The following is a 16,867-nucleotide window of genomic DNA, read 5'->3' as shown; positions in this document are numbered from 1 at the left end:
TCTTGCGGCTATACACCTTGATACTGGAGCGCCCCATGCTGCATCGCCTCACATACCTGTCCCTCGCCGCAGCCATCGCCATGACCGGCGGCTGCGCCGCCACGCCCGACAGCGCCAAGCCGGACACCGGCCTGACGCCCAGCTACAGCCTGACGAATACCTACTGGAAGCTGACGGAACTCGATGGCGCCCCGGTGACGATGGCGCCGCAGCAGGAGCGCGAAGTGCGCATCACCCTCACCGACGATGGCAAGGTCCATGGTTTCACGGGCTGCAACCAGGTTATGGGCGGCTACACGCTGGCCGGCACGGCCCTGCGCTTCACGCAGCTGGCCGGCACGCGCATGGCCTGCCCGCCGCCCCTGATACAGCTGGAAAGCGCCGTGCTGGCCAACTTGAACAGCGTGACGGGTTACCGTTTCGATGGCGAGTACCTGATCCTGCTCAAGGATGGCGCACCCGTGGCCAGGTTTGAATCGGTCTACCTGTGAAATAAAAATCGACTGCCGTTACAATGGCTTCCAGCCCATCATCCGGAAGGAAGCCATGTCCGCACTGCCCTCGCCGTCTTCATCCCCGACACCATCGGCCGCCGGCCGCTACCGGGCTTTTCTTTTTGACATGGACGGCACCGTCATCAATTCCATCGCCGCCGCCGAACGCATCTGGGGCACCTGGGCGCAGCGCCAGGGCCTCGACGTGGCAGCCTTCCTGCCCACCATCCACGGCGCGCGCTCGGTCGACACCATCGCCAAACTGCGCTTGCCCGGCGTCGACGCGCAGCGCGAATCGCAGGGCATCACGGATGCCGAAATCATCGATGTGGAAGGAATTATTGAAATCGCGGGCGCGCTGCGCTTCTTGCAATCGCTGCCGCCCGCGCAATGGGCCATCGTCACCTCGGCGCCGCGCGCGCTGGCCACGGCCCGCCTGAAGGCGGCCGGCATGCCGATACCGGCCATCATGGTGACGGCGGAAGACGTCAAGGCGGGCAAACCCCGGCCCGATTGCTATTTGCTGGCGGCGGAAAAACTGGGCGTGGCGCCCTCCGATTGCCTGGTGTTCGAGGATGCCTCCGTCGGCATCGAGGCGGGCGAAGCGGCTGGAGCAAAGGTCATCGTCGTCACCGCCACGCATGCGCACCCGCTGGCCACGCGCCACCCGACCATCGACAATTATGAAGCCATCGTCGCGACGCTCGACAGCGACGGCTTCATCGTGCTGGCGCAGTTATCTGACCCTGCGGTTGCAGCACGCGCGACAAGATAGCCTGCTCCAGCGCGGCGAACGCCGCACTGCCGCGCTGGCGCGGGCGCGGCAAGTCCACCGGCACGTCCATGGTGACCTGTCCATCCTCGATCAGCAGCACCCGGTCGGCCAGGGCCACGGCTTCGGCCACGTCATGCGTCACCAGCACGGCCGTGAAACCGCGCGCCAGCCACAGGGACTCGATCAGCTGCTGCATCTCGATGCGCGTCAGGGCGTCGAGCGCGCCCAGCGGTTCGTCGAGCAGCAGCAATTGCGGCTCGTGCACGAGCGCGCGCGCCAGCGCCACGCGCTGTTTCTGCCCGCCCGACAGGGCCGCCGGCCAGTCGTCGGCCCGTTCGGCCAGCCCCACCGTCCACAGCGAAGCGGCCGCCGCGCCCACGGAACGGGGCAAGCCCAGGGCCACGTTGTCGAGCACCGTCTTCCACGGCAGCAGCCGCGATTCCTGGAACATGATGCGGATATCGGGCGCGCCCACGCCGCTGCCGATGGCGATCTTGCCGCCGTCGATGCTTTCCAGGCCCGCGATCGAGCGCAGCAAGGTGCTCTTGCCGCAGCCGCTGCGCCCCACGATGGCGACGAACTCGCCCGCCTCCAGCTGCAGGTCGACGTCTTTCAGCACGGGGCGGCTGGTGTAGGACTTGCTCAGCTTCGTCAAGGCCAGCGGCACGCCGCGGCGCTGCAAGGGAACGGCGGGCGCCGTCTTCGCCTGCGGCGGCGCGCCGGCGGGATCGTATTGCACGAAATGGGACAAGAAGTCCGTTTCGATCTGGATGGGGGCGAGCAGCATGGTGTCCTCTTCAATCATTATCGGTAGGCGGGATTCCAGCGCAGGCAATGGCGTTCCAGCCCCCGCGAGAACAAATCGGCCAGCTTGCCCAGCAAGGCGTACAGCAAAATCCCCACCAGCACCACGTCCGTTTGCAGGAATTCGCGCGCATTCATGGTCATGTAGCCGATGCCGGCCTGCGCCGAGATGGTCTCGGCGACGATCAGCAGCACCCACACGAGACCCAGCGAGAAGCGCACGCCCACCAGAATGGAGGGCATGGCGGCCGGCAGGATCACGTCGCGGTACAGGGGCCAGCCCGAAAGACCATAGCTTTTCGCCATTTCGATCAAGCCCTGGTCGGCCGAGCGGATGCCGTGGAAGGTGTTCAGGTAGACGGGAAAGAACACGCCGACGGCCAGCAAGAACAGTTTCGCCGTCTCGTCGATGCCGAACCACAGGATCACCAGCGGGATCAGGGCCAGGGCCGGGATGTTGCGCACCATTTGCAGGGTCGTGTCGAGCAGGGTTTCCGCGTGGCGGAAACTGCCCGTCAAGAGTCCCAGCAGCAGGCCCAGTCCCGCGCCGACGGTGAAACCGACCGTGGCGCGCCACAAGCTCGTTTTCAGGTGCAGCCACAATTCGCCCGACACGGCCAGGTGCCAGAAGGCTTTCGCCACGGCCCACGGCTCGGGCAAGATGCGGCTCGACAGCCAGCCCCACTGCGCCGCCAGTTGCCAGGCCAGCAGCAGTGCCACGGGCAAGGCCCACGGCGCCAGCGCATTGCGCCACAGCGTGCCGGGCAGACGCTTGGTGGTGAAAGTGGGGCCGGCGCCCATCTCAGGCCGCCTTTTTCTGCGGCGCGGCCGGCAAAATATTGCTGGCCATGACTTCGCCGAACGGTCCCGTCAGTGACTGCTCACCCACGGCCTTGCCCTTGCCCAGCAACGGGAATACCAGTTCGGCGAAGCGGTACGACTCTTCCAGGTGCGGGTAGCCGGAGAAAATGAAGGTGTCGATGCCCAGGTCCGCGTATTCCTGCATGCGCGCCACCACGGTCGGGCCATCGCCCACGAGGGCCGTGCCCGCGCCGCCGCGCACCAGGCCCACGCCGGCCCACAGGTTGGGCGACACTTCGAGCTTGTCGCGCCGCCCGCCATGCAGGGCCGCCATCCGTTGCTGGCCCACGGAATCCATCTTGCCGAACGCCGCCTGCGCCTTGGCGATGATGTCGTCGTCCAGGTGGCTGATCAGTTCATCGGCCGCGCGCCAGGCCGCCTCGTTGGTTTCGCGCACGATCACGTGCAGGCGGATGCCGAAGCGCACCGTGCGGCCTTTTTTCGCGGCGCGCGCGCGGATGTCCGCGATTTTCTCGGCAACCGCGGCGGGCGGCTCGCCCCACGTCAGGTACACGTCCATCTGCTCGGCCGCCAGTTCATGCGCGGGCTCCGACGAGCCGCCGAAGTACAGGGGCGGGTATGGCTTCTGCACGGGCGGATACAGGGTTTTCGCGCCCTTCACCTGGATATGCTTGCCCTCGAAATCGTAGCCGGCCGCGCCGCCCTCGCCCGCCAGGGTGGCGCGCCACACCTTGATGAATTCATCGGAGATTTCATAGCGCTTGGCGTGGTCGGCAAACAGGCCGTCCGCTTCCAGTTCTCCCTGGTCGCCGCCCGTGACGACGTTGATCAGCAGGCGCCCGTTCGACAGGCGGTCGAAGGTGGAGGCCATGCGCACGGCCAGGCCCGGCGTGGACAGGCCGGGGCGGATGGCCACGAGGAATTTGAGCTTTTGCGTCACGCTGATCAGGGACGAGGCCACCACCCACGCATCTTCGCAGGAGCGGCCCGTCGGCAGCAGCACGCCGTCGTAGCCCAGGGTATCGGCGGCCACGGCCACCTGGCGCAGGTAATCGGCATCGACGGGGCGCGCGCCCTGCGACGTGCCCAGGTAGCGGCTATCGCCGTGGGTAGGGATGAACCAGAAGACATTCAATGACATGGTGCGCTTTCCTTTGCTTGTTTATTTTGTGCTGGTGGCCAGCTGGCGCGCCGGCAGCAGCGCGTCCTTGACGACGATCGGTTTCGGGATCAGCTTCAGGCTGGAAAAGGCATCGGCTACCCTTTGCTGCGAGGCGATCACGTCGACCGACACGGGTTTGACGCCATACGCATAGCGCGAGGCGGCCAGCGCCACGACATCCTTGCCCAAGCCCGTCTGCGCGGCGAGAATCGTCGCCACCTCATCCGGGTTGTTGCGGCCCCAGTCATCGACCTTGGCCACCTCGTCGAGCACGATGCGCAGGATCTCGGGATTTTTTTCCGCATACGTGCGCGAGGCAAGATAAAACTGGTAGTTCGTCACCAGGCCCTTGCCGTCGGCCAGCACGCGGGCGCCCAGCTGCTTTTCGGCGGCCGCCAGGAACGGATCCCAGATGGCCCAGGCATCCACGCTGCCCCGTTCGAAGGCGGCGCGCGCATCGGCCGGCGGCAGGAACACGGGCTGGATGTCGGCGTAGGCGACGCCGGCCTTTTCCAGCGCCTTCAATAACAGGTAATGCACGTTCGAGCCCTTGTTCAGGGCGATTTTCTTGCCCTTCAAGTCAGCCAGGGTACGCAGGCCGGAACCCTTGGGCACGACGATGGCTTCGCTGGCGGGCGACGCCGGCTCATTGCCGACGTACACCAGGTTGGCGCCGGCCGCCTGGGCAAAGATCGGCGGCGCCTCACCCACCGTGCCGAAATCGATGCTGCCCACGTTCAGGCCTTCCAGCAGCACGGGACCGGCCGGGAACTCCGTCCACTTCACGCCCACGCCCTGCTCGGCCAGGCGTTTTTCCAGGGTGCCGCGCCCCTTGAGCAAGGTCAATGTGCCGTATTTCTGGTAGCCGATGCGCACCTCGCCTTTGGCTTGCACTTCCCCCTTGGCTTGCGCCTGCGCCGCGACCGGCATGCCGGCCGCCATCACGCCGGCGACGGCAGAAAACAGCAAACCCAGGGTGGTACGGCGCGAGAGTCGTTGTGCGTGGCGGTGTGTCATGGCAGTTCCTTGGTCGGTGAATAATCAGGCGGCTTGATACTGGGGCGCGTAAGGCTGGTCTTGCAGCGAACGCACGGGGACAGAAATATCGGCGGGCGCGGGCGGGCGCTGCCCCTGCAGCACGAACAGGCCGGTGGAGAGTTCCTCGATGCCCGCCTGCACGCGTTCGGCAATCGGCGCATCCAGGCTCAGGCCCCGTTCTTCGTGCCACGCCAGTTGCTGCGCATTCGCGTAGATGCTGGTGAAGACTTGCTTGGCGCCCAGCGCATGCAGCACGGGACGCAGCGCGTAGTCGAGCGCCAGGGTGTGGGCATGGCCGCCGCCCGTGGCCAGCGGCAGCACCAGCTTGCCGGCCAGGCCATCTTGCGGCAGCAGGTCGAGGAAGGCTTTCAGCAACCCTGTATACGACGCCTTGTAGATGGGCGTGGCAATCACGATGGCGTCGGCGTCGGCCACGGCGCGCACGGCGCGGGCAATCGCCGCGTCGTCGTAGTCGGCCAGCAGCAAGGCGCGCGCCGGCAAATCGCGCACATGCAGCTTGGCGTAGCTGTGGCCCTGCAGCGCCAGCTGTTCGCCGATATGCAGCAGCAGGCGGCTGGAACTCGAGGGGAGTTGCGGGCTACCGCCCAATAACAAGATGCTCATGTGATGCCCGTCCCTGTAGGTTGTCGGATTGGAGTTGCTCGGATGCTTGCAGCCTATCGCCATCAGCAGTCCGGCAAAACGAATGCTTTCGCGCTTCGATATGCGTTTTTCGACTATCCGGGCCTGACGCCCCGCAAGCGGAGGCGCCGGCTCCCGCGCGGCTTTTTTCGCATATGCATGCGCGGTTTTCTTCGTGTACGGCGCACGCCTGGCGGTGCAATATCGGCGTCATCGTCTTTCTGGAATGTCACCCATGTCTAGCGTTTTTCTCCATGCCGCCCGTCCCCAGCCGCCTGTGCCGGAACCCCTGCAGGACGCCATCCGCATCGCAACAAAGCTGGCCGCGCGCCTGGCTGAAACGGCCAATGCCCGCGACCAGGCCGGCGGGCACGCGGCGCAGGAACGCGAATGGCTGCGCGAATCGGGTCTGCTGACTTTGTCCATTCCCGTGGAATTCGGCGGCCAAGGCGCGTCCTGGCCCCTCGTGTACCAGGTAATCCGCATCCTGGCGCGGGCCGACAGCGCGCTGGCGCATGTCTTCGGCTTCCACCATTTGCAGCTGGCCGGCCTGCAGCTGTATGGCAGCGCGCAGCAGCAGCGCCGCCTGCTCGCCTTGACCGTCGACGAGCGCCTGTTCTGGGGCAATGCCTTGAATCCCCTCGACAAACGGGTCACCGCGGCCGACAGCGACGACGGTTTCACCCTCGACGGCATCAAGAGCTTTTCTTCCGGTTCGGTCGGTTCCGACTGGCTGACCGTCTCGGCCTGGCACGCGCCCACGCAGACGGCGCTAATCGCCGCCCTGCCCACGCGCCAGGATGGCGTGACCGTGCAGGCGGATTGGGACGCCTTCGGCCAACGCCAGACGGACAGCGGCAATGTGCATTTCCAGGCGGTGGCCCTGCCGCGCGAACTGGTGCTGCAGGCGCCCGCGCAGGCCGCCACGCCGCAAGCCACCGTGCGCTCGCAGATCGCCCAGCTGATCATGGCCAACCTGTACCTTGGCATCGCCGAAGGCGCGTTCGAGGCGGCGCGCCGCTACACGGACGAACAGGCGAAAGCCTGGTTTGCCTCGGGCGTGGCCAAGGCAACGGAAGACCCTCTGGTACAGCACCGCTATGGCCAGCTGTGGCTCTTGCTGCGCCCCGCGCAAGTGCTGGCCGACGCGGCGGCGCAGGAACTGGAAAAAGTATTCCGCAAGGGCGCGCTGGTGACGGCGCGCGAACGGGGCTTGCTGGCCGTCGCCGTGGCCGAAGCCAAGTGCCTGGCGCACCAGGCGGGACTGGAGATCAGCAGCCAGATGTTCGAACTGACGGGCGCCCGCTCCACCTCGGCCCAATACGGCTTCGACCGCTACTGGCGCAACGTGCGCGTGCATACCCTGCACGACCCCATCGACTACAAGCTGCGCGACCTGGGACGCTTTGCCTTGAATGGCACCGTACCCGAGCCGACGGCGTATTCCTGATTCACCCACCAAGGAGCCACCATGACCATCGCCCGCCGCAGCATCCTCCTCAGCGCCCTGACCCTGGCCTTGACGGCCACCTTCGCCCACGCCAAGGACCCGAAGGACATCACCATCGGCACCAGCGCCGGGCCGTACGCGGACCAGATCAAGCTGGGCATCAAGCCCATCCTGGAAAAGCAGGGCTACAAGGTCAAGCTGGTGGAATTCAACGACTACATCCAGCCGAACTTCGCGCTGGCCGAAGGTTCGCTGGACGCCAACGTCTTCCAGCACATCGTCTACCTGAAGAAATTCGCGCTGGAGCACAAGCTGGCCCTGACGGACCTGATCACGATCCCCACGGCGCCGATCGCCATCTACAGCAAGAAGCACAAGACCCTGGACGACGTGAAGGAGGGCACGACGGTGGGCTTGCCGAACGATCCGACCAACCAGGCGCGCGCGCTGGTGCTGCTCGACCAGCTGGGCTGGATCAAGCTGCGCGCCAGCTTCGACCCCGTGCGCGCGTCGGAAAAGGATATCGCCGTCAACACGAAGAAAATCAAGCTGCTGCCGCTGGAAGCGGCGCAGCTGCCACGCTCGCTGGGCGACACCGACTACGCCTTCATCAACGGCAATTACGCGCTGGCGTCAGGGCTGAAGCTGACGGATGCGCTGGTGGCCGAGAAAATCTCGCCCAACTACATCAACCTGGTGGCCATCCGCACAGCGGACAAGGACAAGCAGTTCGCGAAAGACCTGGCGGCCGCCTACCGTTCGCGCGAATTCCTCGACATCACGAACAAGCACTTTGCCGGCTACTCGAAACCCGATTACCAGCAAGCCTTGCAGACGGCGGCCAAATAAGCCATGGCCAAGTCGATACGCTTCAACGCCTTCCAGATGAATACCGTCGGTCACCAGTCGCCGGGCCTGTGGACGCATGCGCGCGACCGCAGCCACCGCTATACCGATCCCGAACACTGGACGGAACTGGCGCAACTGCTGGAAGCGGGCCTGTTCGACGCGGTTTTTCTCGCCGACGTGCTGGGCGTGTATGACGTGTACCGGGACAGCCTCGATGCAGCCCTGGAACACGGCGTGCAGGTGCCGCTGAACGACCCGCTGGCGCTCGTGCCCATCATGGCGCAGGCCACCACGCACCTGGGCTTTGGCGTCACCTGCGCCCTCACCTACGAGCACCCGTACACGTTCGCGCGCCGCATTTCCACCCTCGATCACCTGACGAAAGGGCGCATCGGCTGGAATATCGTCACCGGCTACCTCGATAGCGCGGCGCGCAACCTGGGCTTGAGCCAGCAGCTGGGCCACGACGAGCGCTACGACCTGGCCGACGAATACCTGGACGTCGTCTACAAACTGTGGGAAAAAAGCTGGGACGACGACGCCGTCGTCAACGACAAGGCGCGCGGCATCTATGCCGATCCGGCCCGCGTGCATCCGATCAACCATGCCGGGCGCCACTACCAGGTGCCCGGCATCCATTTGTGCGAGCCGTCGCCGCAGCGCACCCCCCTGCTGTACCAGGCGGGCACCTCGCCGCGCGGCACGCGCTTCGCGGCGCGCCATGCGGAAGCCACCTTTGTCAGTGGCCCCAGCAAGACAGTCGTCAAGCGTTATGCCGATGACTTGCGCGCCGCCGTGCGGCAAAGCGGGCGCGATGGCGACGCATTGCTGATCTACGCGCAAGCGCTGGTCATCACGGGCGCCACGGAAGAAGAAGCGCGCGCCAAGCATGCCGATTACCTGCGCCACGTGAATATCGAGGCGGCCCTCGTGCTGCTGTCCGGCTGGACGGGCGTCGATTTCAGCCGCTACCCGCTCGACGCCACCATCGAGTACATTGACTCCCCGGCCGGCCGCTCGGCGCTGGCCTCGTTCAGCCAGGCCGACCCGGACCGCCGCTGGACGGTGCGCGAAGCAGCCGAATACATCGGTCTGGGCGGACGCGGCCCCGTCATCGTCGGCGACGCGCGCCAGGTGGCCGACCAGCTGGAAAGCTGGCTCGATGAAACGGGGATCGACGGTTTCAACCTCGCCTTCGCCGTGGCCCACGACAGCATGGCCGACGTGGTGCAATACATCGTGCCGGAACTGCAGCGGCGCGGCCGCTACCGCACCCATTACGAGGAAGGCAGCCTGCGCCACAAGGTCTTCGGCCAGGGCCCGCGCCTGCCCGCCGATCACGCGGGCCGCCAGGTCAGCATCGCCCCCGCCGACGCCGCCCTGGCAGCGGCCTGACGCATCAGATTTCCCACTCAAGGACACCATGAAACGCAGAACCATCTTGCAACTGGCCGCCAGCGGCGCCACCACCGCCGCCTTGCCCGGCCTCGCCCGCGCCGCCACGCAAGCGCCCCTTAAGGAGCTGCGCCTCGACTACGCCTATTATTCGCCCACCAGCCTGGTGCTGCGCCGCTTCGGCTGGCTGGAAGACGCGTTCAAGCCGGACGGCACCAGCATCAAGTGGGTGCTCAGCGCGGGCAGCAACCGCGCACTCGAATACCTGAACGCCAACAGCATCGACATCGGTTCGAGCGCGGGCCTGGCCGCCCTGCTGGCGCGCGCCAATGGCAACCCTATCCGCGCGCCGTATATTTTTTCGCGTCCCGAATGGACGGCGCTGGTGGTGCGCAAGGATAGCCCCATCCGCAGTCTCGCCGACTTGAAGGGCAAGAAGGTGGCCGCCACCAAGGGCACCGACCCGTATCTGTTCCTGCTGCGCGCATTGAAGACGGCGGGCCTCAAGCGCGGCGACATCGAACACGTCAGTCTGCAGCATGCCGATGGCCGCGCGGCGCTGGAACAGGGCAAGGTCGATGCCTGGGCCGGGCTCGATCCCCACATGGCCGCCAGCGAACTGGAAGCGGGGTCGCGCCTGATCTACCGCAACGTGGCCTTCAACACCTACGGCTTCCTGAACGTGCGCGAGGACTTCCTGGCCAGCCGCCCCGCCGAAGTGGGCAAGGTGATACAGGCCTACGAGCGGGCGCGCGCCTGGATACGCGCAAATCCGGCAGAGGCGGCGAAAATCCTGTCGGAAGAAGCCAAGGTCAGCCTGCCGGTGGCGCTGCTGCAGGTGAAACTGCGCAGTGACTTCAGCAATCCGCAGCCGTCGAACGAGCATGTGAAAGCCCTGCTGGTGGCCGCGCCCATCCTCGCCGAGGAAGCGCTGGTCAAACCCGGCGCCGACGTGAACCGCGCCATCGCGGACCTGGTCGACACGCGCTTCGCCGCGCCCTTCATCAGCAAGGCGTAGACGCTCATGGCCAGAGACACGCTCGCCGCGCCGGCACCGGCCCACGACACGGGCGTCCGGCACAAGCTCTTTCGCCCGCCCTTGCCACGCGCGGCGCTGGGCCTGCTGCTGCCCGCCTTGGCGCTGCTGGCAGCGGAACTGGGCGTGCGCACGGGCGCCATCCCCGCCAACCTGCTGCCTGCGCCCAGCGACATCGGCGCCACCATCGCCGAACTGGCGCACCAGGGCCTGGCCGGCCATGTGCTGGCCAGCACCGCGCGCGTGGCCATCGGCTTTGCGGGCGGCGCGCTGCTGGCCATCGTGCTCGGTGCGGCGGTGGGCTTGAACCGCACTGCGGAGGCGCTGCTCGATCCCACGTTCCAGGCCCTGCGCGCCATTCCCTCGCTGGCCTGGGTGCCCTTGCTGCTGCTGTGGCTAGGCATCGATGAAGCGCCTAAACTGGTCCTGATCGGCATCGGCGCCTTCTTCCCCGTGTACATGGGCGTGGCGTCGGGCATCCGCGACGTGGACCGCAAGTTGATCGACGCGGCCCGTTTATACCGTTTGAGCCGCCCCGCGCTGGCGCGGCGCGTGCTGCTGCCGGCCGCGCTGCCGGCCATTTTCACGGGTTTGCGCAACGGTTTGAGCCTGGCCTGGATGTTCATGGTGGCGGCAGAACTGATCGCCGCCAGCCAGGGCCTCGGCTACCTGCTCAGCGACGGGCGCGAAACAAGCCGCGCCGACATTGTGCTCGCGGCCATCGTGCTGCTGGCCGTGCTGGGCAAGGCCAGCGACAGCCTGATGCAGCGCCTGGAAACCCGCTTGCTCGCCTGGCGCGACAGCTATGCCACTTCCTGACGAAAGCCCCCACGCATGACTGCCCTGCTCGACATTGCCATCCATGACAAAGCCTATGGCCTGCGGCGCGTGCTGCATAACCTGCAATTGCAGCTGCGCCAGGGCGAGATCGTCAGCCTGATCGGCGCCAGCGGCTGCGGCAAGAGCAGCCTGCTGTCCATCGTGGCCGGTCTCGATACGGACTTTCGCGGCACCGTGCGCCTCGACGGCAAGCTGCTGGCGGGAGTGCATGCTGACATCGGCCTGATCTTCCAGGAACCGCGCCTGTTTCCCTGGCTGACAGTGGCGCAAAACATCGCCTTCGGCCTCGGTCCCAAAGGCGAAGACGATCCCAGGGTCGCGCAATTGCTGGAGGAAGTAGGCTTGCAGGGCCATGCGGACAGCCTGCCCAAGCAGCTGTCGGGCGGCCAGGCGCAACGCGCGGCGATTGCCCGCGGCCTGTTTGGCCAGCCCCGCATCCTGCTGCTGGACGAACCATTTTCCGCCGTCGATGCTTTTACGCGCATGAAGCTGCAAGACTTGCTGGCCGCCGTCACCGCGCGCCATGGCCTGAGCGTGCTGCTGGTGACGCACGATATCGATGAAGCGCTGTACCTGAGCGACCGCATCGTCATGCTCGACACGCGCGCCGGACCGCCACGCGCCCAATACGACGTGGCCGCGCCCCGGCCCCGCCTGCGCACACCAGCGGCGCAGGCGCAATTAAAAGAGGCCATCCTCGGCGAACTGCACGCCGCGCACGCGATCTGAGGCTTGCGCGGCGGCGCCAGTGACAAGTCTTGTCATTCATGTTAGCTTGCCATGTTGAAAACATACAGGCGGCGACGTGCACCTTCCTTCCCTTCCCATCCTCGCCATCCTGGCCCTCGGCCACCTCGCTGCGCACGCCGGCACGCAGGCTGACGCGGCGCCGGCGGAAACCGGCCAGTCCATCCACATCAACAGCATCCGCAATCCGGAACTGAAATCGTACCGCGTGATGGCGGCCGGCCTCGATGCCTTCGATGAATACCATGCGCTGGCGCCCGGGGCGCGCGAAGTGCGCTTCAAACTGGTCGCGGGCAGCCGCGCGCCGGCGGACGCCATGCAGGACCTGGCCTTGCGCATCGCCGGCAACGAAACCTCGATTGCGCTGCCCCTGGCCGCCGACGGCAGTTTCACGCTGCCGCGCAGCGCGCAGGCCGACAGCGAGGACGCGGACCTGGTCACCAACAAGAAAAAGGGCAATTACCGCTGGCAGCCGTCCATTCACAGCGACGGCGTGCCGGCCGGCATGCGCCGCCTGGGCGACCTGCGCCTGCAATGCCAGGTGACGATTGCCATCGCCAAGAAAGAGATACCGTTCTGGGTACGCACCCTGGTCGGCACCCTGCTGCGCACCACCGACTGGTGCTCCGCCGAGCAGCTCAAGTTGGGCACCCGCAGCGATGTGCCTCTCGCCAGCGCCACCCTGCTCGATGGCGAGCGCCGCATCGCCCTGAAGGTGGAAAAGGAAGGCCGCTCCTTCCTGTCGCCCATCGGCGACACCCGCTATGCGGACGATACCCTGATCGAACTGGTCTACCAGCAGGATGCCGCCGGCGCGCCGTCCGCCGCCCCTTAGCGTTTGCGTCCAGCCCCGTTCCATGTCAGCATATGCCACCCTGGCACCACGGATAAGGATCGCAATGCCCCCCACTCTTACGCGCGCGCTGGCACTGGCGCTGCTGGCAGGCCATGGCTCCCTGGCATCGGCGCAGGCGCCAGTCACGCCGCCGACGCCTGGCTGCGACATCTGCGCCACCTGGAATGCGGACCAGGCGCCGTTCCGCATCTTCGGCAATACCTATTATGTGGGCGTAAAAGGCCTCAGTTCCGTGCTGGTGACGTCGCCGCAGGGCCACGTGCTGATCGACGGCGGCTTGCCGGAATCGGCGCCCAAGATCATCGCCAATATCGGCACGCTGGGTTTTCGCATCGAGGACGTCAAGCTGATCCTCAATTCGCACGGCCATATCGACCATGCGGGCGGCCTGGCCGAACTGCAGCGGCGCAGCAATGCGCTGGTGGCCGCCAGCCCGTCGGCGGCGCTGGACCTGGCGTCGGGCGAAGTGGGGCCGGACGACCCGCAATACCACGCGCTGCCCAAGTACCCGCCCGTCAAGGACATGCGCCTGGCGCGCGACGGCGGCCAGTTCAACGTCGGTCCCGTCAACCTGACGGCGCACGCCACGCCTGGCCACACGCCCGGAGGCTTGAGCTGGACGTGGCAATCGTGCGACGGCCCCCGCTGCCTGAACATGGTCTATGCGGACAGCCTCAACGCCGTCTCGCGTCCCGGCTTCAAGTTCAGCGCCAGCAGCGAGTATCCGAACGCGGTGGCGGACTTGCGCCGCAGCTTCGAGACCCTGGAAAAACTGCCTTGCGACGTGCTCATTTCCGCGCATCCGGAGGCTGCACAGTTGTGGGAGCGGCTGGAGGCGAGCGCCACGGCCGGCAGCGACGCCTTTGTCGACCCGCAAGCCTGCCGCGCCTATGTGGCGGCGGCGCGCACCGTGCTCGACTCCCGGCTGGAACAGGAAAAGCAGCAGTGAACTTGCCAATGAGCTTGTCAACCGTGCACGCTGGCGCAGCGCCGATCTGCTACGCTGGCGCCATTCATTTAAAGAAGGAACCGCCATGTTCAAACTCGCCAGCCTGATTCCCCTCGCCGCCATCGTCGCCATCACCGCCGGCTGCGCGCAAACACCGGTGCGCAGCGACGCTGCCGCCGCCGCGCCAAGCGCCACCTCGCCAGCCAAGCCGGCGCCCAAGCTGACGGGCACGCAGTGGAAGCTGAAGGAATTGAAGGGCAAACAAGTGGTGCGCAAGGCGCCCGAGCAGCGCGAAGTGACCCTGCTGCTGGCTGAAGGCCGCGCCAGCGGCAACAGCGGCTGCAACCAGATGATGGGCGGCTACACCAGCGATGGCGTCAGCACCTTGAACTTTGGACAACTGGCAGGCACCATGATGATGTGCCAGCCGCAGGACATGGACCTGGAACGCCTGCTGCTGACCACCCTGGGCGAAGTCAATGGCTACCGCTACGCCGACCAGGAATTGCTGTTGCTGAAGGATGGCGTGCCCGTGGCGCGCTATGAAGCGCTGACGGTAAAGTAAGGTCATCACAAAGCCAGGAACCCTCTCCTGGCGCGAAGAGTGCCCGAAAAACGTTCAGGGCAAGGCGCAACGCCGCCATGGACGTTTTCTCGGCCACTATTCAATCGTTGCGCATCTGCGCCTGCGATACATTGCTTTCTGGCGGCACGCTCTGCGTCAGCCACACATTCCCCCCGATGGTCGATCCCGCGCCGATGGTGATGCGCCCCAACACGGTTGCGCCCGCGTAAATCACCACGTCATCCTCGACGATGGGGTGGCGCGGCGTGCCCTTGATCAGCGCACCGCTGGCATCGGCTGGAAAACGCTTGGCGCCCAGGGTGACTGCCTGGTACAGGCGCACGCGCTGGCCGATGATGGCCGTCTCGCCGATCACCACGCCCGTGCCGTGGTCGATGAAGAAGGAGGCGCCGATATGCGCGCCCGGGTGGATGTCGATGCCCGTCAAGGTGTGCGCGATGTCGGCGATCAGGCGCGCCAGGAATGGCGCGCCGAGGGCGTGCAGCCGGTGCGCCAGGCGGTGGTACAGGATGGCGATGGTGCCCGGGTAGCACAGCATGATCTCGGCCACCGAGGTGGCGGCCGGGTCGCCCGCGTAGGCGGCCTGCACGTCCGACACCAGCAGGGCGCGGATATCGGGCAGGCTGGCGGCGAAGGCGCGCGTGATGTCGCGCGCCTGCTGCGCCAGGGCCGCATCGTCGCTGGCGCCATCGCCTTCATCGCCGGCCGGCACGGAAAAGAGCAGGCCGCGCCGCACCTGTTCGCTGAGGCGGTTCAGGGTGGTGTTGAGGGTGTCGCCGACAAAATAATCGATGCTTTCGTCCGTCAGGTTGGGCCGCCCGTAATGCGTGGGGAACAAGGCTGCCGACAGGCCGTTGACGATGGTGGTAAGGGCTTCGCGCGACGGCAGTTCGCGCACCCTGCCGTTATGGCGGATCTTGTGCTTGTCTTCGCGCGAGCTGCGCAAGGCCTGAATCACGGGCCCCAGGTTCCACTGGGCCGTGTCGTCGGCGGGCGCCGCGGGATAAATGCTGTGCATGGCGTATCACTTCCAGAAAACGGCAAACAAGCCGGGTCGCCCCAGCTTAGCGGCGGCGGCAAGCGATGCAAACGATGAATTTCAAGATTCCATATGCGAAAAACACATATGGATGGCAAAAAGGCCGGCGCCAAACCTGATTCCGGTCACTAGCGTAAAATGACGGACTAACAAAAACACTCTTCAACATGACTAAATTATTAACATGGATTTTGGCGGGCCTGGCGATGGTCGGACCGCTTGCAATTGACACCTATCTGCCGTCTTTCCCCGCCATCGCGCATGATTTCAATGCCAGCCCCCTGCTGGTGCAGCAAACCCTGAGCTTTTTCCTGTTCACGTTCGCCTTCATGATGCTGTTTTACGGCACCCTGTCCGACTCGTTCGGCCGCCGCCCCGTCATTCTCGTCTCGCTGGTGCTGTATGTGATCGCCTCCGTGGGCGCCGCGCTGGCGCCGTCGCTGGGTTGGCTTCTGGCCTGGCGCGTGCTGCAAGGCCTGTCGGCGGGCGCCGGTTCCGTGATCGGCCGCGCCATCGTGCAAGACCGCTATTCGGGCGCCGCCGCGCAGAAAATCCTCTCGCACATCATGATGGTGTTCGCGCTGGCGCCGGCCATCGCGCCCGTGCTGGGCGGCTGGCTGCAGGTGGGCCTGGGCTGGCGCTGGATCTTCTGGTTCCTGACGGCCTTCGGCGTGCTGATGTTCGTCGTCGTCTGGCGCGCGCTGCCGGAAAGCTTGCCGAAGGAACAGCGCCACGCCTTCCACCTGGGCGACATCGCCGTCAATTACTGGAAAGTGCTGTGCCACCGCCAGTTCCTGCTGCTGTCGACGGCCATCGGCGCCGCCTTCGGCGGCTTCGCCCTGTACATCGGTTCGGCCGCCTACTTCATCATCAACATCCTGCACCTGCCGGAAACGGCGTTCGCCTGGCTGTTCATTCCATTAATTAGCGGCATGGTGTTCGGTTCGGCCCTGTCGGCGAAAATCGCCCACCGCTACAGCCAGCGCCAGATGATCTGGACCGGCTTCATCCTGATGCTCATCGCCGCGCTGGTCAACATCGGCTACAACTACTTCTTTGCCGCCGAAGTGCCGTGGGCTGTGCTGCCATTGTTCTTCTACTCGTTCGCCCTGTCGATCGCCATGCCGCCGATGACCTTGATGGCCCTGAACCACTTCCCCAACAACAGCGGCCTGGCTTCGTCGATGCAGTCGTTCATCCAGATGCTGCTGTTCGCGCTGGTGTCGGGCTTGGTGGCGCCACTGCTGTTCGACAGCGCCCTGAATCTGGCGTATGGGGTGATGGCGGGATTGTTGGTGAGTTTGCTGTGCTGGGTGTTTGCGCAGGGCGGGAAAACGGAAGCGGTCAAGCAGTAGCTTTTACAGCGGATTTTTCAGGTCGGAA

Annotated in this window: 18 protein-coding genes; 12 read left to right on the top strand and 6 right to left on the bottom strand. The window is 65.9% G+C overall.

What is annotated here, in order from left to right; translation table 11 throughout:
- Positions 1-35 precede the first annotated feature (35 nt).
- Complete coding sequence (locus VPH40_RS24565; RefSeq protein ID WP_328574758.1) at positions 36-491, top strand: META domain-containing protein; 456 nt, start codon at positions 36-38, stop codon at positions 489-491.
- 55 nt (positions 492-546) lie between these two features.
- Positions 547-1,269, top strand: coding sequence for an HAD-IA family hydrolase (locus VPH40_RS24560; RefSeq protein ID WP_328574757.1), 723 nt, complete (start codon positions 547-549; stop codon positions 1,267-1,269).
- Here the strand turns inward: VPH40_RS24560 and VPH40_RS24555 are convergent.
- Genes VPH40_RS24555 through ssuE form a run of 5 tightly spaced genes read right to left on the bottom strand, consistent with a single transcriptional unit; the run spans position 1,214 to position 5,719 of the window.
- Positions 1,214-2,056 carry an ATP-binding cassette domain-containing protein gene (locus tag VPH40_RS24555; RefSeq protein ID WP_328574756.1) on the bottom strand — a complete coding sequence of 281 codons (843 nt, stop codon included), beginning with the start codon at positions 2,054-2,056 and terminating at the stop codon, positions 1,214-1,216. The two genes, VPH40_RS24560 and VPH40_RS24555, sit on opposite strands and share 56 nt — an antisense overlap.
- Before the next feature lie 17 nt (positions 2,057-2,073).
- Complete coding sequence (ssuC, locus tag VPH40_RS24550) at positions 2,074-2,874, bottom strand: aliphatic sulfonate ABC transporter permease SsuC (protein WP_328574755.1); 801 nt, start codon at positions 2,872-2,874, stop codon at positions 2,074-2,076.
- A gap of 1 nt (position 2,875) precedes the next feature.
- Entirely contained in the window at positions 2,876-4,036 is a 1,161-nt protein-coding gene (ssuD, locus tag VPH40_RS24545) for an FMNH2-dependent alkanesulfonate monooxygenase (protein ID WP_328574754.1), read from the bottom strand.
- 21 nt (positions 4,037-4,057) lie between these two features.
- Positions 4,058-5,074: a sulfonate ABC transporter substrate-binding protein gene (locus tag VPH40_RS24540; protein ID WP_328574753.1), complete on the bottom strand. Its 1,017-nt coding sequence runs from the start codon at positions 5,072-5,074 to the stop codon at positions 4,058-4,060.
- Positions 5,075-5,098: 24 nt separating this feature from the next.
- A complete protein-coding gene (ssuE, locus tag VPH40_RS24535; protein ID WP_099664566.1) occupies positions 5,099-5,719 on the bottom strand; it encodes an NADPH-dependent FMN reductase in 621 nt (206 codons plus the stop codon).
- Between the two features lie 253 nt (positions 5,720-5,972).
- On the opposite strand from ssuE, the gene VPH40_RS24530 reads away from it, so the two are divergent.
- The 9 genes from VPH40_RS24530 to VPH40_RS24490 all read left to right on the top strand — a co-directional run bounded on the left by VPH40_RS24530 (position 5,973) and on the right by VPH40_RS24490 (position 14,424).
- Entirely contained in the window at positions 5,973-7,187 is a 1,215-nt protein-coding gene (locus VPH40_RS24530; RefSeq protein WP_328574752.1) for an acyl-CoA dehydrogenase family protein, read from the top strand.
- 21 nt (positions 7,188-7,208) lie between these two features.
- Complete coding sequence (locus VPH40_RS24525) at positions 7,209-8,036, top strand: MetQ/NlpA family ABC transporter substrate-binding protein (RefSeq protein ID WP_328574751.1); 828 nt, start codon at positions 7,209-7,211, stop codon at positions 8,034-8,036.
- Positions 8,037-8,039: 3 nt separating this feature from the next.
- Complete coding sequence (locus VPH40_RS24520) at positions 8,040-9,431, top strand: LLM class flavin-dependent oxidoreductase (protein ID WP_328574750.1); 1,392 nt, start codon at positions 8,040-8,042, stop codon at positions 9,429-9,431.
- Between the two features lie 28 nt (positions 9,432-9,459).
- Positions 9,460-10,449, top strand: coding sequence for an aliphatic sulfonate ABC transporter substrate-binding protein (locus tag VPH40_RS24515; protein ID WP_328574749.1), 990 nt, complete (start codon positions 9,460-9,462; stop codon positions 10,447-10,449).
- A gap of 6 nt (positions 10,450-10,455) precedes the next feature.
- A complete protein-coding gene (locus tag VPH40_RS24510; RefSeq protein ID WP_328574748.1) occupies positions 10,456-11,286 on the top strand; it encodes an ABC transporter permease in 831 nt (276 codons plus the stop codon).
- A gap of 15 nt (positions 11,287-11,301) precedes the next feature.
- The gene (locus VPH40_RS24505) at positions 11,302-12,036 is read left to right on the top strand and encodes an ABC transporter ATP-binding protein (protein WP_289899014.1); all 735 of its coding nucleotides are present in this window, start codon (positions 11,302-11,304) and stop codon (positions 12,034-12,036) included.
- Positions 12,037-12,112: 76 nt separating this feature from the next.
- Positions 12,113-12,889 carry a hypothetical protein gene (locus tag VPH40_RS24500; protein WP_305061482.1) on the top strand — a complete coding sequence of 259 codons (777 nt, stop codon included), beginning with the start codon at positions 12,113-12,115 and terminating at the stop codon, positions 12,887-12,889.
- A gap of 64 nt (positions 12,890-12,953) precedes the next feature.
- On the top strand, positions 12,954-13,859 hold the full coding sequence (gene bla / locus VPH40_RS24495; RefSeq protein ID WP_305061481.1) for a subclass B3 metallo-beta-lactamase: 906 nt from the start codon (positions 12,954-12,956) through the stop codon (positions 13,857-13,859).
- A gap of 85 nt (positions 13,860-13,944) precedes the next feature.
- Positions 13,945-14,424, top strand: a complete 480-nt coding sequence (locus VPH40_RS24490; RefSeq protein ID WP_305053261.1) for an META domain-containing protein — start codon at positions 13,945-13,947, stop codon at positions 14,422-14,424.
- A 100-nt stretch (positions 14,425-14,524) separates the two neighbouring features.
- On the opposite strand, the gene epsC is transcribed toward VPH40_RS24490, so the two are convergent.
- Positions 14,525-15,463 (bottom strand): serine O-acetyltransferase EpsC, encoded by a 939-nt coding sequence (gene epsC / locus VPH40_RS24485; RefSeq protein ID WP_077402556.1) that lies wholly within the window; start codon positions 15,461-15,463, stop codon positions 14,525-14,527.
- Positions 15,464-15,651: 188 nt separating this feature from the next.
- Between epsC and VPH40_RS24480 the strand changes: the two genes are divergently transcribed.
- Positions 15,652-16,839: a multidrug effflux MFS transporter gene (locus VPH40_RS24480; RefSeq protein ID WP_328574747.1), complete on the top strand. Its 1,188-nt coding sequence runs from the start codon at positions 15,652-15,654 to the stop codon at positions 16,837-16,839.
- Positions 16,840-16,867 lie beyond the last annotated feature (28 nt).

Source organism: Janthinobacterium sp. P210005, from assembly GCF_036231865.1.
Taxonomy (GTDB): domain Bacteria; phylum Pseudomonadota; class Gammaproteobacteria; order Burkholderiales; family Burkholderiaceae_D; genus Janthinobacterium; species Janthinobacterium kumbetense.
Note: the sequence above shows the minus strand (reverse complement) of the source record. Positions and strands in the feature narration are given on the sequence as shown.

Excerpts from the sequence above, each read along its gene's own strand:
- VPH40_RS24565 (WP_328574758.1), top strand. The coding sequence starts at position 36 with ATGCTGCATCGCCTCACATACCTGTCCCTCGCCGCAGCCATCGCCATG.
- VPH40_RS24560 (WP_328574757.1), top strand. The coding sequence starts at position 547 with ATGTCCGCACTGCCCTCGCCGTCTTCATCCCCGACACCATCGGCCGCC.
- VPH40_RS24555 (WP_328574756.1), bottom strand. The coding sequence starts at position 2,056 with ATGCTGCTCGCCCCCATCCAGATCGAAACGGACTTCTTGTCCCATTTC.
- ssuC (WP_328574755.1), bottom strand. The coding sequence starts at position 2,874 with ATGGGCGCCGGCCCCACTTTCACCACCAAGCGTCTGCCCGGCACGCTG.
- ssuD (WP_328574754.1), bottom strand. The coding sequence starts at position 4,036 with ATGTCATTGAATGTCTTCTGGTTCATCCCTACCCACGGCGATAGCCGC.
- VPH40_RS24540 (WP_328574753.1), bottom strand. The coding sequence starts at position 5,074 with ATGACACACCGCCACGCACAACGACTCTCGCGCCGTACCACCCTGGGT.
- ssuE (WP_099664566.1), bottom strand. The coding sequence starts at position 5,719 with ATGAGCATCTTGTTATTGGGCGGTAGCCCGCAACTCCCCTCGAGTTCC.
- VPH40_RS24530 (WP_328574752.1), top strand. The coding sequence starts at position 5,973 with ATGTCTAGCGTTTTTCTCCATGCCGCCCGTCCCCAGCCGCCTGTGCCG.
- VPH40_RS24525 (WP_328574751.1), top strand. The coding sequence starts at position 7,209 with ATGACCATCGCCCGCCGCAGCATCCTCCTCAGCGCCCTGACCCTGGCC.
- VPH40_RS24520 (WP_328574750.1), top strand. The coding sequence starts at position 8,040 with ATGGCCAAGTCGATACGCTTCAACGCCTTCCAGATGAATACCGTCGGT.
- VPH40_RS24515 (WP_328574749.1), top strand. The coding sequence starts at position 9,460 with ATGAAACGCAGAACCATCTTGCAACTGGCCGCCAGCGGCGCCACCACC.
- VPH40_RS24510 (WP_328574748.1), top strand. The coding sequence starts at position 10,456 with ATGGCCAGAGACACGCTCGCCGCGCCGGCACCGGCCCACGACACGGGC.
- VPH40_RS24505 (WP_289899014.1), top strand. The coding sequence starts at position 11,302 with ATGACTGCCCTGCTCGACATTGCCATCCATGACAAAGCCTATGGCCTG.
- bla (WP_305061481.1), top strand. The coding sequence starts at position 12,954 with ATGCCCCCCACTCTTACGCGCGCGCTGGCACTGGCGCTGCTGGCAGGC.
- VPH40_RS24490 (WP_305053261.1), top strand. The coding sequence starts at position 13,945 with ATGTTCAAACTCGCCAGCCTGATTCCCCTCGCCGCCATCGTCGCCATC.
- epsC (WP_077402556.1), bottom strand. The coding sequence starts at position 15,463 with ATGCACAGCATTTATCCCGCGGCGCCCGCCGACGACACGGCCCAGTGG.
- VPH40_RS24480 (WP_328574747.1), top strand. The coding sequence starts at position 15,652 with ATGACTAAATTATTAACATGGATTTTGGCGGGCCTGGCGATGGTCGGA.